This window comes from Limosilactobacillus secundus, assembly GCF_020784695.1.
GTDB lineage: Bacteria > Bacillota > Bacilli > Lactobacillales > Lactobacillaceae > Limosilactobacillus > Limosilactobacillus reuteri_F.
Genome location: NZ_JAJGUA010000029.1, coordinates 87,058 through 100,928, shown reverse-complemented (window position 1 = coordinate 100,928; position 13,871 = coordinate 87,058). Strand labels below are relative to the sequence as shown.

Annotated in this window: 17 protein-coding genes; 2 read left to right on the top strand and 15 right to left on the bottom strand. The window is 36.1% G+C overall.

Going from position 1 to position 13,871, the window contains the following annotated elements; genetic code table 11:
* The first annotated feature begins 602 nt into the window (after positions 1-602).
* Entirely contained in the window at positions 603-1,250 is a 648-nt protein-coding gene (locus LMB57_RS04315) for a VTT domain-containing protein (RefSeq protein ID WP_229271325.1), read from the top strand.
* Here the strand turns inward: LMB57_RS04315 and LMB57_RS04310 are convergent.
* The 15 genes from LMB57_RS04310 to ccpA all read right to left on the bottom strand — a co-directional run bounded on the left by LMB57_RS04310 (position 1,218) and on the right by ccpA (position 12,600).
* Complete coding sequence (locus LMB57_RS04310) at positions 1,218-1,871, bottom strand: TIGR01906 family membrane protein (RefSeq protein WP_229271324.1); 654 nt, start codon at positions 1,869-1,871, stop codon at positions 1,218-1,220. The genes LMB57_RS04315 and LMB57_RS04310 overlap by 33 nt on opposite strands.
* Complete coding sequence (locus LMB57_RS04305; RefSeq protein ID WP_229271323.1) at positions 1,855-2,625, bottom strand: TIGR01457 family HAD-type hydrolase; 771 nt, start codon at positions 2,623-2,625, stop codon at positions 1,855-1,857. The genes LMB57_RS04310 and LMB57_RS04305 overlap by 17 nt, the downstream gene beginning before the upstream one ends.
* An 8-nt stretch (positions 2,626-2,633) precedes the next feature.
* Positions 2,634-3,170: a YutD family protein gene (locus tag LMB57_RS04300; protein ID WP_229271322.1), complete on the bottom strand. Its 537-nt coding sequence runs from the start codon at positions 3,168-3,170 to the stop codon at positions 2,634-2,636.
* 26 nt (positions 3,171-3,196) lie between these two features.
* Positions 3,197-3,805: a metallophosphoesterase family protein gene (locus LMB57_RS04295; protein ID WP_229271321.1), complete on the bottom strand. Its 609-nt coding sequence runs from the start codon at positions 3,803-3,805 to the stop codon at positions 3,197-3,199.
* Between the two features lie 114 nt (positions 3,806-3,919).
* Positions 3,920-5,116 (bottom strand): acetate/propionate family kinase, encoded by a 1,197-nt coding sequence (locus LMB57_RS04290; RefSeq protein ID WP_229271320.1) that lies wholly within the window; start codon positions 5,114-5,116, stop codon positions 3,920-3,922.
* Between the two features lie 13 nt (positions 5,117-5,129).
* Positions 5,130-6,140, bottom strand: coding sequence for a class I SAM-dependent methyltransferase (locus tag LMB57_RS04285; RefSeq protein WP_324255226.1), 1,011 nt, complete (start codon positions 6,138-6,140; stop codon positions 5,130-5,132).
* Between the two features lie 237 nt (positions 6,141-6,377).
* Entirely contained in the window at positions 6,378-6,698 is a 321-nt protein-coding gene (locus LMB57_RS04280) for a ComGF family competence protein (RefSeq protein ID WP_229271319.1), read from the bottom strand.
* A gap of 107 nt (positions 6,699-6,805) precedes the next feature.
* On the bottom strand, positions 6,806-7,096 hold the full coding sequence (locus tag LMB57_RS04275) for a hypothetical protein (protein WP_229271318.1): 291 nt from the start codon (positions 7,094-7,096) through the stop codon (positions 6,806-6,808).
* Complete coding sequence (locus LMB57_RS04270) at positions 7,083-7,517, bottom strand: hypothetical protein (protein ID WP_229271317.1); 435 nt, start codon at positions 7,515-7,517, stop codon at positions 7,083-7,085. The genes LMB57_RS04275 and LMB57_RS04270 overlap by 14 nt, the downstream gene beginning before the upstream one ends.
* Positions 7,514-7,825, bottom strand: coding sequence for a competence type IV pilus major pilin ComGC (comGC, locus tag LMB57_RS04265; RefSeq protein ID WP_229271316.1), 312 nt, complete (start codon positions 7,823-7,825; stop codon positions 7,514-7,516). Before comGC ends, LMB57_RS04270 begins: the two co-directional genes overlap by 4 nt.
* A complete protein-coding gene (locus LMB57_RS04260; protein ID WP_229275826.1) occupies positions 7,825-8,895 on the bottom strand; it encodes a type II secretion system F family protein in 1,071 nt (356 codons plus the stop codon). Before LMB57_RS04260 ends, comGC begins: the two co-directional genes overlap by 1 nt.
* Positions 8,813-9,790: a competence type IV pilus ATPase ComGA gene (gene comGA, locus LMB57_RS04255; RefSeq protein WP_229271314.1), complete on the bottom strand. Its 978-nt coding sequence runs from the start codon at positions 9,788-9,790 to the stop codon at positions 8,813-8,815. The genes LMB57_RS04260 and comGA overlap by 83 nt, the downstream gene beginning before the upstream one ends.
* Positions 9,791-9,909: 119 nt before the next feature.
* Positions 9,910-10,656, bottom strand: coding sequence for a YebC/PmpR family DNA-binding transcriptional regulator (locus LMB57_RS04250; protein ID WP_003671894.1), 747 nt, complete (start codon positions 10,654-10,656; stop codon positions 9,910-9,912).
* A gap of 74 nt (positions 10,657-10,730) precedes the next feature.
* Positions 10,731-11,576: a hypothetical protein gene (locus LMB57_RS04245; protein WP_229271313.1), complete on the bottom strand. Its 846-nt coding sequence runs from the start codon at positions 11,574-11,576 to the stop codon at positions 10,731-10,733.
* A 13-nt stretch (positions 11,577-11,589) separates the two neighbouring features.
* Positions 11,590-12,600, bottom strand: a complete 1,011-nt coding sequence (gene ccpA, locus LMB57_RS04240) for a catabolite control protein A (protein WP_229271312.1) — start codon at positions 12,598-12,600, stop codon at positions 11,590-11,592.
* A 161-nt stretch (positions 12,601-12,761) separates the two neighbouring features.
* Here ccpA and LMB57_RS04235 point away from each other — a divergent pair, with 161 nt between their 5' ends.
* Positions 12,762-13,862: a M24 family metallopeptidase gene (locus LMB57_RS04235; protein WP_229271311.1), complete on the top strand. Its 1,101-nt coding sequence runs from the start codon at positions 12,762-12,764 to the stop codon at positions 13,860-13,862.
* Positions 13,863-13,871 lie beyond the last annotated feature (9 nt).

Sequence of the window (13,871 nt, the reverse complement as noted above, 5' to 3'; positions counted from 1 at the left end):
GACTTCGCAAATGTTTTGCTTCAAATCACATCGTGATTGAAGACCCTACACATTTGATTCGTCGAAACTTTGTTCAGTTTTCAAAGGTCTACCCGTTGACTAATCAAGCAGCCAATCAACATATTTATTATAGCATGTATCAGATCAGCTTGTCAAGAAGAAATTTTAATTATTTTTGAATTTCTTTTGATTGATAACTCAATCAGCAACTTTATTAATGTATCATGTCATCAATCAGATGTCAACAATTATTTTTAACTTTTTTGCTGGACAATCTCAACAGCACTTAACTGCTTTGACAACGATAATTACTATACATGGATTTTTCTCCCTCGTCAACACTTTTTTTAATTTTTATTCATTTTTTTCATTCGCTTTACTATTACTTATGATAATAAACGTTATTTAGCCTTTTTAAAAATGGCGTGACGCTCTTTCACCATTAATAAATTCCGAATGAATTAGTCTCACATGGCTAATTAGATTTACCAATAAATATATTTTTTCAAAAATTATTAAAAGTTTTAAACGCCTCTTCACAACATTTTTCTATCTTGCTACACTTTAACAGTATTATCTTAATTACACAAAGGAGAATTACCTTGGCAACTCTTATTGATTTTATATTACATATTGATGTTCATCTAATTCAGATTGTTAATCAATTCGGCGATGCAACCTATTTAATTTTATTCGCTATTATATTTATTGAAACTGGTGCAGTCATAATGCCATTTCTACCTGGAGATTCCCTTCTCTTTGCTGCAAGTGCACTAGCTGCTGACCCACGTTATCATCTTAACATTTGGATTTTTGTTTTTATTTTCTTATGCGCCTGTTTGGGTGGAGACTCCCTTAACTTTTTAATTGGTCATAAGATTGGTAAGAGTCTTTCTAACCATTCACTTTTTGGTAAATTGATTGATAAAGATAGTTTAGAACGTGCCGAAGCCTTCTTTGAAAAGCATGGTGCGCCGGCTATTATCCTCGCCCGTTTTATTCCGATCATTAGAACATTTGCTCCATTTGCGGCCGCAGGTTCTGGTTTTCCCTACAAGCAATTTATTCGTTATAGTGTAATTGGCTGTGTTATCTGGGTAGCACTTTGTTGTGGATGTGGTTACTTCTTCGGTAATCTTCCCTTCGTTCAAGAACACTTCTCTATCATCATTCTTGCAATTATTGTGGTTACGTTAATTCCAGCCGTTATCGGAGCACTACGTTCGCGCTTTGTTAAAGAAGATGCTTAACATAAGTTTTATCCATCCCCAAATCAAAAGTAAGATTATCAATATAAGTCCTAACCATAATCCAAATAGTACTGTAAAAAATTTTTCGGGCATCAGTAATATGATTGGTGTTGTTCGTTGATCAAATAACCAATCCATATTGCTAAAGAAAAGATAATGAAATTTAATAAAAAGGACATTGAAATTTGTTATCCCCATAAACCCACTAAAGAGCAACAAAATAAATAATATCTGAAACGGTAAGATCAATCGCCAAAGTTGATTTTGCCGTTTTTGTTTTTTTAATCCATATACTAACAACGGGAGCGAAACCACCATCACAGCTTCATTCAATAAAATCAAATATTTTACGTCTTCAAAATGGCGAACTGCAGAAGGGGCAATTGGTAAATATCTTAGTTCGAGGACTCGTTGTGTTGGAAGCTGAATATATTTAATGACATTTCCATAATCAGCCATTAATTCAGAAGCAGATAATCCTAGAAGATGCTTAGGTATTGTTATAAAAAAAGGTGAAATGTTAATAACGATAAAAAGAGCAATACTAATTGCAACAACTAAACTAAGTAGTGTCACTAAGATTGCTCTCCCCCATTGAATAAGTTCAAATTTCCCATTCATCAAGATTATTCACCTTATATGTTGGCTGGATTTTTTCTTTTATAACTTCTTCTGGGCGTGATAAACCAGTATAAACTAATAAACTATCCATTCCGACGTTAATTGCTGCTTCAATATCAGTGTGATAGTTATCACCGACCATAATTACCTTTTCTTTAGGCAGTTGAACCCTTTCAAGTGCCATTTTCATAATTATCGCTTCTGGTTTACCAATCATCACAGGTTCCACTTGAGTTGCATATTCTACTAGCTTTACAATCGAACCTGCGCCAGGAACCATCCCTCGTTCATTAGGTAAATTACTATCAGCATTGGTCCCAATAAATTTAGCGCCATTTCGAATTAACAAAACTGCTTTTTCAAGTTTCTCATAAGTAACACTCGTATCTAATCCGACAACGACATATTCAGGTTGATCATCAGTCAAGATAAACCCTCGCTTTTCTAAAGCTAACTTTAATCCCGACTCACCAATAACATAAATTTTACTTTTTACTGGCGCTATTGACCGTAAATAGTCAGCAGTTGCGATTGCTGTTGTGTATATATTTTTCGCCGTAACATTAATATTATGATTTTCACGGAGGTTTTCAGCGACAAAATCTGGTGTTCTGGTACTATTATTTGTTACAAATAGGACCTCTTTCTTGGCAGCTTGCAGTCGTTTGATAAATCTTCCGGCTGCTGGAATTTGCTTTTTCCCCCTGTAAGTAGTCCCATCTAAATCAATAAAATATCCTTGATAATCTTTCATCGTTTACCTTAGCTCCTCTTTTTTCGTTGATGAATCACAAATTTTTGACGGTGACCGTTTTTTATACGTTCTGCACGCTGATTATGCCGTTGACGCACGTTCGGTTGTTTAACCTGCCTCCGCCGTTCATGAATGACTGGCGTAGTTTTCTTTCGATGCTGACGGTAACTGTGCCGTGGAATACAAACATCATCATTGTGAAGGATAAAATACGCACAACCAAAATTACAATACTCAAATAAATAATCTTCAATCGTATCAGTGCCCAATTCTGGTTCAAATAAGGGATTATCATCATCATAAAAACCTTTTAAGCGTAATTGGTCATATCCCCAATCCCCAACGATATAGTCATATTTACTTAGGACACTGCTAAACCGTTCTGCGAATTTTTCTGAATTAAAACCGTCACGGTAGTCCTTTACTAATTCGTAGGGATGTCCATTAACGGTAAAATGTGTCTGGTCTTTTTCTTCAATATGATAGATTAAAGCTCGCTGCTCTTCACGCTGATCAATATAATCTTGAATCTTAGCTCTATTCATCTCTTTCACCTTCTTTTGACTTTTGATTATTTTTGCCCCGGATACTTCATAGCCTTTTTCGCTACGATTTCTTCTATTTCATGAAAATTCAGCGGTGCTCCAAACTTAGGCTTATTTTCGAGATAGTCTAATTCAGGAGCGTCCACACCTACATTTATATTTTCTTTAATGGGAACAGAATAATGGTGAATATGGCCATGAAGGTTAATAATTTGCGGTGCTATTCCTAACATAAGAGGGTAATGAGTTAAGTAATATTGACGATGATTATATTTTAATAGTACCCCCACGTCATGAAACTGAAATTTAGGAAGTCCATTAAACTCATAATTATTATTTTCTAGATACTTAAAAAGGGCGCGATTATCATGATTTCCCTTTACCAATATTAAGTGCCCATGTAACTGTAATAATACCTCAAGAATTGCTTGATAGGCATCTCGTTGAGGTTTAGTAAAGTACAGAGCAATATCTCCTAAATGATAAACAATATCATTTTCACCAACCTTATTGTTCCAATTATCAATAATCGTTTGGTTCATCTCATTGACATCATTGAATGGCCTTGGTGCAAATTTATTTGTACCAAGGAGACTATCATGAAAAAAATGAGTATCTGACGTGCAAAACTTCATAGAGAATCTTCTTTCTTAAAAGGGCAATATAGTTATCTTAAATTCTAAAATAAAAAGAGACTAGAGACAAATATTTCTTGTCAACTAGTCATCTTTTGGCGAATTATTTAGTGCTTAGTTATTTTTCTTTAAACGTTCAATGTCACGAACAATCATTAATTCTTCGTTAGTTGGAATTAACAATGTCTTAATCTTTGCATCATCAGCGGAAAGGTCACGTTCAACACCATGGCAATTGTTCTTTTCTTGATCAATCTTAATGCCAAAGTAGTCAAGCTTATCTGTGATCATCTTTCGTACTGGAACACTGTTTTCACCAACACCAGCAGTAAAGACAATAGCATCTGCACCACCCATTTCCGCAATATATGCTCCAATGTAACGAACAATGCGGTTAACATAAATATCTAATGCAAGTTGTGCCCGTTCGTCACCCTTTTCAGCGGCTGCAAGAATATCACGCATATCTGGTGAAATACCAGAAATTCCAAGTAAACCAGACTTGTGATTCAAAATATCAATCATCTCATCAGAGGATAGGTTTAATTTACCCTGCATAAAAGCAATTAATGATGGATCAACATCCCCTGAACGAGTTGCCATTGTTATTCCTGCAACAGGCGTGAAGCCCATTGACGTATCGAATGATTTACCATTCTTTACGGCAGTGATTGATGCACCCGCACCAATATGCATGGTGATTAATTTAAGTTCTTCAATTGGTTTTCCTAACATTTCCGCAGCACGTGCAGATACGTAACGGTGACTGGTACCATGAGCACCATACTTACGAGCACCATACTTCTCATACCAATCATAAGGCACACTGTACAATGCATTCATTTCTGGCATATCAACATGGAATGATGTATCAAAAACAGCAACCGCAAATGCATTAGGCAATACTTTACGGAAAGCTTTAATGCCAACTAATTCTGCAGGCTCATGGAGTGGGGCATACTCTGCCAATTCATCAATCTTGCTAATAACATCATCATCAATAATTGTTGAATCCTTAAAGAATTCCCCACCGGCAACGATTCGGTGACCTACTGCTGTGATTTCATCATAACTTGCCACAATCTTTAATTCAATTAACTTATCTAACAAGTAATTAACTGCGGCAGCATGATCAGCAAATGGCTTATCTTCTTCATGCTTTTGACCATTACCATACTTAATCTTAGCATGACCCATTTTCTCACCAATACGTTCAATCGTACCTTCAGCTACTACATCTTCACTTGGCATATCAAATAATTTGAATTTAAGTGTTGAACTACCAGCGTTAACTGCAATTGTTTTTGACATTGACTTTTCTCCTTTAACGTAAATTCGTTGTTACCCATTTACTGATATCATCCATGAATGAAGCGAATTTTGCTTTATCCTTAAATGAAGGAAACTCACCCAACAAAACTTTAGCTGCTTGTTTGCTATCTCCACCCTGACGTTGCAATAATAAAATTGATTTTTGCGCATTCGGATTAGCAAAAAGTTCTGCTGGTAAATTGATAAGTCCTTGTAAATAAGCAACAGACTGAATCCATTTAACAAATGATTGTGATTCTTTAGTTTGGAACAAGCTACTAGGCACTAAGAATACTCCAAATGCACCAGGCTTAAGATAATTCATAGATTGTTCAATTAACAAATGGTGAACATAGGAATGCCCCTCTTTAGCCCGTGTTTGATAGTTTTTGGCGTTTTCATCAAGCGGATAGTAACCAATTGGCAAATCAGAAATAGCTAAATCACATTGAGGAATATCCAAAGCAGTTACAGCATCTTGATGGTACAACTTTACATTAAGGTGTTGTAATTCTGTACTTACGCTCGCAACTTCTAACATATCTTCGTCATTATCTATTCCGTAACCAACGATATCTTTATCTCCATTTACTTTAAGCTGATTCATCACAGTCGTTAATAAATTAGCCGTCCCAACGGCTGGATCAAAAACAGTCTTAATCTCCTTGATTTTTGTAACCTTTTCAATTAAGAAAGCCATGATTAAGCCAATTGTATCAGGAGTCATTTGATGATTAGCCTGAATTGCGTCTTTTCGAATTACTTTCAAAAAACTCAGCTGAATAATTTGCCGGATAATTTCTGGCTTCACATTTTGCAAATTTAATTCTTGGTATATTTTCTGCAATTCATTTACAGTTTTTTTATCAGGAACCCCGTCATCAACACGAACAGTATTATTGTCAATAATATTTTCTGCGTTTTCTAATAGCGCATCTAAATATGAACAATTTAACACTGCTTGTAAAATTTCAGTGGCCTTATCAAAAAGCTCAAATAATTGCTGTGGTGTTTTCTGTGTCAGTGCTAGTCGCCTCCAAATAATACAATCATTACTTTATTAGTTTAACTATTATTCCTAGCAAATTCAAGATAACACTCCTATCGGTCTCTTAGATTATCTGTTATTCCATCAATATAAATTGAACAAAGGTCACGTCCCATTTCCTGATAATTCTGATAATAACGATATTGAAACAATAAAACTGAACTAATTATAAGTAGGACGGCAATACTTACAAATAAAATAGAACCCTCTTTTTTATTTTGGTGGATAAAACTTAACAATTGCACTTGCTTTCTCTCCATCCTTCCTTGTCACCTTAATCAATACTCGTTGGGAATCAAGTTGCGTAAACGAGTATTCATGATTCTTAATTTTATCTAACAATGGCATATAACCACCTTTATTCTGACACGTTAGGTATAGAGCATGGTTTTCTCTTAATTCATACTTTTGATCAGTTGTCTGACTGTACAGTAATAACCAATTATCACGAACCTCCATTAATTCAAAACGATGATTGATCGACTCTAATTCCCGTAAAAACAAATGCCAAGTGATCGTTGATTCTAAGTTCATTTTACCTACTTGTCTCATGCTAGTAGTAACTAAACTTATATTGATAATCACTAATGAAGAAATAATTAATGCGCAAGTTGCTTCTATTAAAGTAAAGGCCCCCTTCTTCATTTTTCAACCCGACAAAGGCATCGCTCGTTATTATAAACAACTACCCTTTGGACCGTTGCTTTTGCGGTTAAATCACCACGGCTTAAAATAACTGGTTGCTTTTTAACCACATATAAATCACTAGCCTCTTTTCCTAACCTCGTTGCGGCCATTTTTAGTTGAAGATTTCTATTTTGTAACCACAATTGTTTTTCGCAAATAAAAAATAAATTTATCCCCATTGCTACAACAAGTAAACTAATTAAACTATCTGCCATCATAAATGCCTTTGCTTTAGCGTTTCTCAATTCGGTATCCTCCCCATCCTAATTGAATCTTCATGTAGTAATAACGGCCATCGATTAATGATTTAAAACGCTGGGTACAGGGACGCGTATAGCCATTTGGCGTAAGATAAAGTTCACCAAACCACTCAACATTCAGTGTCGAGGGAATAAGAATTTCTTTTGTTTCTCTTGTTTGATCATTTATGCGAAAAGTAATCATTTCACCATTTTTATCGTAGCGAATCACAATAAATTGATGTTTGCTCTCACACTCTAATTGCGCCCACTGCCAATTTTGACGCAACGATTGCCAAAATTGTTCTTCAGCTAGTTTTTGACGCGTCTTTGTAAAATTCGGAATTGTAATTAGTAAAAGGAGGGCCGTTATTCCTAAAACAATAATGGCTTCAAGAAACGTAAACCCTTCTTCACGAAAATTCATCGCTGAATTGCCTTCCCATCAACAATTACAATTTTTTCATGATGGGCCTGCTGAACTTGTGCATCAGTCAGATAATTGGCTTTATTTAACTCTTCTAAACTGACATTATCAGTTCCATTTTCATTTTCATATGCATCAATTTGGGTCTGAATTACAGAAGTCATTGCCCTTCCGTGAATACTATTAGCACGTTTTCGTTGTTGAGAAAGATTTGGCAACATAATTAATACTAACAAGCTAATAATAAATAAGACGATTGACATTTCGAGCAAGGTGAAGCCTGATTGTTTTTTCTTTAAAATTTTCATTAATAAACTCCTTGGAATGAATGATAAATTGGCAATAAGATACTAAGATATAAAATAACAATTATGATTGCAATAATGCTAAAGATAACTGGTTGAACAAAAATCAATAAATGTTCAATTGCAGTTGTGAGGGCCTTAAATTTTAAATTTGCGAAAACAATTAAGTCCCGTCCCATATTTTCCCTGGTCGCTCCTTTATTCATAAAAATGATTAACTCATTAGGAAGAAAAGGATAATGAGTCACCACATCTGAAATATCTCCGTCACGTTGAATAGTAGTCATTATTTTGTTACCAAAAATATAAAGAATTGATTTTCTATCAAAGCTCTGGGTAATTTCACAAATTTCAGCCAACGACAATCCTTGTTGCAACATTGATCCTAATATACTAGTTAAATAATATTGAAAATAATAACAATAACATTTACCGATTATTGGTATTGTACAAATCTTGATTAGCCGTTGTTCCTTGTTCATTTGATGCCATCTTAGCCACTGAAAGACAGTGCTAACAATGATAATGGTAAAAAGATAAGTTGCTCCTAATGCAATCGTGTGAATCAGCGAAAAATTCTGCCCCTCACCTTGCCATACCTTCAATTCTGGAAAGACAAACATAATTAGTCCACAGATCACTACCCCTAACATCCCTAAAAGAATTAGCGGATATTGCAGAAGACTAAATAACTTTTTTCGTTGACGTTCCTGAGCTGCAAGCAACTTTCCTACTTCACTTAATGTTTTTGTTAAATTACCATGTTTTTCTGCTAATAGTAATTGATAAAATAAGTCGTCTTTTACTTCTTGCTGTAGGCTCTGGGCAAAACTCGCTCCCTTTTGCATTCGTTTATCTATAGAAACAATCCAAGGGGCTAGCTTCGGCTTGACAGCCTTGATAAAACCAAGTGCTTCTCTAACAGAAAAGCCAACACTTAACAAATCTGCTAATAGAAGGAAAAAATTTGCTTGTTGCTGATGGTTGAATTTAACCCTGCTGGTATTGACGTGCAGTATTCTCCGTAATTTCTCCATTTTCCACAGCCTGCCGAAGAGCTTTTGCCCATTCATCAGACATTCCCCCTTTCTTGGTGGCATTGAGTAAATCACTAAATTGATGCCGATTTAACAGGTCACATAAGATGGCTTGTTCTCCATTCACCAACGGAATTAAACGCTGATAAGATACCGCTGTTAATACTTGCTGAAGGTGATAAGACTCTATCCCTAATTGTTGAAGGCGAGAAACAACCCCATAAGCATTTCGAGCATGGATAGTTCCCAAAACTAAGTGACCACTTAATGCAGCTTGGACAGACATAGCTGCTGTCTGTGAATCACGGATTTCCCCAATGATAAATACATCTGGGCGATGTCGTAATCCCAATTTTAATAAACTTTCATAGTCCATCCCTGCTAATTCATTTACTTGTAATTGGATAAATCCCGGATGATTAATTTCTACGGGGTCTTCAATTGTTAGTACAATTTGTTTCGGTAATAACTGTCGAGCAAGCTGATACATGGTAGTTGTTTTACCAGCCCCCATTGGCCCAGCAAAAAGAATTAAACCTCGTTGTTGACGATATTCCTGTAATATTTCCCACTGGTGAGGGACTAAAAAATTAAAACTAATATTATTAAGGGGATATATAAAGCGAATAACTAATGATTCCCTCCCTTGGTAATCACCAACACTTGATAAGCGTAAATTGACCTTTTGGTGAGCATAACTAAATTTAAAAGCGCCTAGCTGGGGTCGCCGATGCTCACTAACTGCCATGTTGGCGCAATACTTTAAGTATGAGATAAAACGTTGACCATAGTCACGCGTAACCTGCTTAAAAGGAGACACGGTCCCTTTTATCGCTAAGGATAATTGATAATACCTATCATGAGGTAAAATGTATAGGTCACTTGGTTGCTTGCGAATTATTCCTGCTAATTCTTCTTCAAAACTCGGCATATTTTAACCTCCCTATTATTTAAATACGGATAAATTCTAAAAATGCACTAAAAAATTTAAAACTAAAAAAGAGGTTAAAAAGCGTTTTGCTTTTTAACCTCTTAATAACAATGATTGAATTATTCTTCATCGTCATCTTCATCTGGTAAAATACCAGTTTCGTAAATATCAGCAACATCATCATTTTCTGTTAATTCATCAATCAAATGACGGTATTGCTTTGCCTTATCTGCAGGTACCTCTGTCCGGTTTTGAGGGATCATGGTAACTTCGGCAGTATCTAATTCATAACCTTGTTCTTGAAGAGCATCACGAACATCTGTCATGTTACTTGGATCTGTGAAAATTTGGAACTTTTCTTCAGTTGCCTTCATATCTTCAGCTCCAGCATCCAAAGCATCCATTAACATATCATCTTCGCTCTTATCGAGACCGTCACGAAGAATTTCGATTAATCCTTTACGGTCGAACATGTATGAAACTGATCCACTAGCACCTAATGAACCGCCAGAGTGACTAAATGCTGAACGAACAGCTGATGCAGTACGGTTCTTGTTATCAGTAAGAGCAGAAACCATTACTGCTACCCCACCTGGTCCATAACCTTCATAAGTAACTTCTTCGAACTTAGCTCCACCAATACCTGAAGCTTTAGCAATGGCACGGTCAATATTTTTCTTAGGCATGTTGGCCGCGTGTGCCTTATCGATTACAAGCCGTAATTGAGCGTTGTTCGCTGGATCAGGATCACCTGCTTTAGCTGCTTGGTACAAGTCACGTGAAATCTTTTGGAAAATCTTACCACGCTTAGCATCTTGGGCGTTCTTACGTCCCTGAATGTTATGCCATTTTGAATGTCCTGACATTACTGACTCCTCTTTTCTTTATTAATGTAATACAAACAGATAAATTTTAGCAAATATTCATCGTTAATTCAAGGTTATTGGCGAGGTTGCCATTTCCGTTTTACAAATTGCAGAATAAATAACACGATACTAATGACAATCATCGTCATTGAACTATGAAATCCAGTCTGCTGAAAATCATTAGCAACCTGAGAGATAAAGGGACTGATATCTGGTTGTCCTGCACCTAATTGAAGGGCAATTGCATGAATAGATATAACAATTCCTGTATATAAAACCGATCCCCATAGACAAATCCACTTAAAACTACCGATTAAGTGATGCTGCCATAAGCCTTTAAGAATCAATATAACGAGGCCAATAATTGAAATCACTAAAATAATATTAACAGCCGTTTTAGCGATTTTAATCCCATTAATTAATTGTGCAACTTCAGGAGTATTTAACTGACTGTTAACCATCGAATTGATGTTACCAGCAATTGCTGAAGAACTGCCTGCTGGTAACATGGACGTTGACAAACCATATTGAGCTAATTGGGAATTAACAGATGTGTCCACATTATTAACTATAGGTGATAGATCAAGATTAATTTTTTCACCTGCATATACCTGATCAATTGCCTGATTAACTAGCTTGTCAGTATCACTTTTCTTTAAGACAGAAGTTGAAATCCCGTACTGAGTTAGACTACTGTTAACCTGACTTAACATAACTGATTCAAGCGATGAACTTGTAACTTCTTCTTTTACAAAGTTAACATTTAAGAGTGTCGAATTAATTAGTAATGTTAGCCCAAGTAAAGTCACACAGATTACACCCCATAAGCAGTATAGAAAATGACGCTTTTTCGGTGTTTCTTCTATCGGTTTCTCAACTTTTTCTTGTCGTTGTGCTCGCAATTCACTTCGGGTTGTCACAACAAATCACAACCTACTTACGAGTTGATTGGCGTTCAACAAAGCCATGATCTAAAATCATATTCTTTTCATCATCATTGCTGTCATCGCCATCCATTAATTTTGTCAACAACCGCATTGAAATGGCTCCAAGATCATAAAGAGGTTGAGTGATTGAAGTAATTGTCGGCCGGACAACCTTTGTATAATTAGTGTCATTGGAAGAAATTAGTTCAAAATCAGCTGGAACGCTAATACCAGCATCTGTAAGCCCATTTAAGAGCCCAGCAGCTAAACTATCATCTGTTACATAAGCAGCCTTTAAGCCCTTTTCGATAACTTCTTGTGCCTTTGCATATCCTGCTTGATAAGACCCGTCTGTTTCAATTACTAATGAATCATTAAATGCCACGTTATTATTTGCTAACGCTTCTTTATATCCATTGAGGCGGTCTTTACCATTAATTGAGTATCGTAATGGACCAGTAATATATGCAACTTGTTGATCACCATGCTTTAGCAGAAATTCTGTTGCTTCCTTGGCGGCTGCTTGGTAGTTAATCCGAACGCTTGGTAAAGCATCATCATTAACAACAGAACCAGCTACTACAACTGGTGTATTTGTGCTTTCAAATTCATTCCTTAGATCATCAGAAACATCATGCCCCATAAAGATAAGTCCATCAACCTGTTTAGCAAGCAAGCTCCGCACCACTTTTAGAATCTTTTCATCATCAGAATCAGAATTAGTTAAAATGATATTGTACTTATACATTGAAGCAACATCATCAATCCCCAATGCTAATTCCGCAAAGTATGGATCAGTTATATTAGGAATAACTACCCCAACAGTCGTTGTCTTTTTAGAAGCTAATCCCCGTGCAACTGCATTAGGACGATAATTAAGCTGCTTAATCACATCTAAAACTTTTTGTCTAGTTTCTGGCTTTACATTTGGATTGCCATTTACTACCCGTGAAACAGTGGCCATTGAGACACGAGCTTCTCGGGCAACCGTATAAATTGTTACTGATTGTTTTTCCATAAGATAGCCCTTTCTTTATTGGTATAATCTGTTTTCATATTTTTTCATAACCTAGTTAATATAGCAGATTTAGTTTTAATTAGCAAACGTTCTTCATTATTTTTTTGCTTTCATAACAATATGTTATAATATTCGCAATCTTTTTTTAGGAAGTGAATGCAGTGACAAAACTTAATCAATTACAATGTGCCCTTGCTGAAAAAGGATTAGATGCTGCTTATATTAGTGATCCAATGACCATTAATTACCTAACTGGTTTCTACAGCGATCCAGTAGAACGGGTATTAGCACTAGTCCTTTTTGCCGATAGTGAGCCATTTCTGTTTGCCCCAGCGCTTGAAGTAGAAGCAATAAAGGATACTGGTTGGAAATATCCGGTATATGGGTACTTAGATCACGAAAAACCGTTTGAGCTTATTGCTGAACATATCAAAAATCACGCTGGTTCACCAATTAACTGGGGAATTGAGGGAGAATCACTAACTGTTGACCGTCTTCGTGCCTTAGAAGAAGTCCTCCCCAATGCCCATTTTAATACTGATCTCTCTCCTTTGATAGCAAAAATGCGGATGATTAAAAGCGATGATGAGATCGCTAAGTTAAATGAAGCTGGAAAATGGGCCGATTTTGCTTTTAAAGTAGGATTCGAATCAATTCAAATTGGTAAAACAGAACAAGAAGTTGCTGCCGATTTAGAATACGCGCTTAAACAACATGGGATTAATAAAATGAGTTTTGATACTCTAGTTCAAGCTGGTCCTCATGCTGCCGAGCCTCATGGAGCTACCTCCAGTAATAAGATCCAAGATAATCAGCTCGTCCTCTTTGACTTAGGAACAATTGTTGATGGCTATATTAGTGATGCTTCCCGAACAGTGGCTGTCGGAAAGTCAAACAACAAACAAAAAGACATCTACAAAGTATGTTTAGAGGCTCAATTGGCCGCTCAAAATGCTGCGAAGCCGGGAATGACTGCTGAAGAATTAGATAAGATCGCTCGTGATATCATTACTGCAGCTGGTTATGGCGAATACTTTATTCACCGCCTCGGACACGGAATGGGTAGCAGTGAACACGAATTTCCATCAATCATGGAAGGAAACCAGCTAGTTCTTGAACCTGGAATGTGCTTCTCCATTGAACCCGGCATTTATATTCCAGGTTTTGCCGGTGTCCGGATTGAAGACTGTGTTCATATTACAGAAGATGGTTGCGAACCATTTACGCATACAACTAAAGAATTGCTAACTTTCCCTCATTAAAATAAAAAA

What these genes read in the sequence shown, in the direction of transcription:
- LMB57_RS04310 (WP_229271324.1), bottom strand. Translation starts at nt 1,871, where the DNA reads ATGAATGGGAAATTTGAACTTATTCAATGGGGGAGAGCAATCTTAGTG.
- LMB57_RS04305 (WP_229271323.1), bottom strand. Translation starts at nt 2,625, where the DNA reads ATGAAAGATTATCAAGGATATTTTATTGATTTAGATGGGACTACTTAC.
- LMB57_RS04300 (WP_229271322.1), bottom strand. Translation starts at nt 3,170, where the DNA reads ATGAATAGAGCTAAGATTCAAGATTATATTGATCAGCGTGAAGAGCAG.
- LMB57_RS04295 (WP_229271321.1), bottom strand. Translation starts at nt 3,805, where the DNA reads ATGAAGTTTTGCACGTCAGATACTCATTTTTTTCATGATAGTCTCCTT.
- LMB57_RS04290 (WP_229271320.1), bottom strand. Translation starts at nt 5,116, where the DNA reads ATGTCAAAAACAATTGCAGTTAACGCTGGTAGTTCAACACTTAAATTC.
- LMB57_RS04280 (WP_229271319.1), bottom strand. Translation starts at nt 6,698, where the DNA reads ATGAACTTAGAATCAACGATCACTTGGCATTTGTTTTTACGGGAATTA.
- LMB57_RS04270 (WP_229271317.1), bottom strand. Translation starts at nt 7,517, where the DNA reads ATGAATTTTCGTGAAGAAGGGTTTACGTTTCTTGAAGCCATTATTGTT.
- comGC (WP_229271316.1), bottom strand. Translation starts at nt 7,825, where the DNA reads ATGAAAATTTTAAAGAAAAAACAATCAGGCTTCACCTTGCTCGAAATG.
- LMB57_RS04260 (WP_229275826.1), bottom strand. Translation starts at nt 8,895, where the DNA reads ATGAATGGGCAAAAGCTCTTCGGCAGGCTGTGGAAAATGGAGAAATTA.
- comGA (WP_229271314.1), bottom strand. Translation starts at nt 9,790, where the DNA reads ATGCCGAGTTTTGAAGAAGAATTAGCAGGAATAATTCGCAAGCAACCA.
- LMB57_RS04250 (WP_003671894.1), bottom strand. Translation starts at nt 10,656, where the DNA reads ATGTCAGGACATTCAAAATGGCATAACATTCAGGGACGTAAGAACGCC.
- ccpA (WP_229271312.1), bottom strand. Translation starts at nt 12,600, where the DNA reads ATGGAAAAACAATCAGTAACAATTTATACGGTTGCCCGAGAAGCTCGT.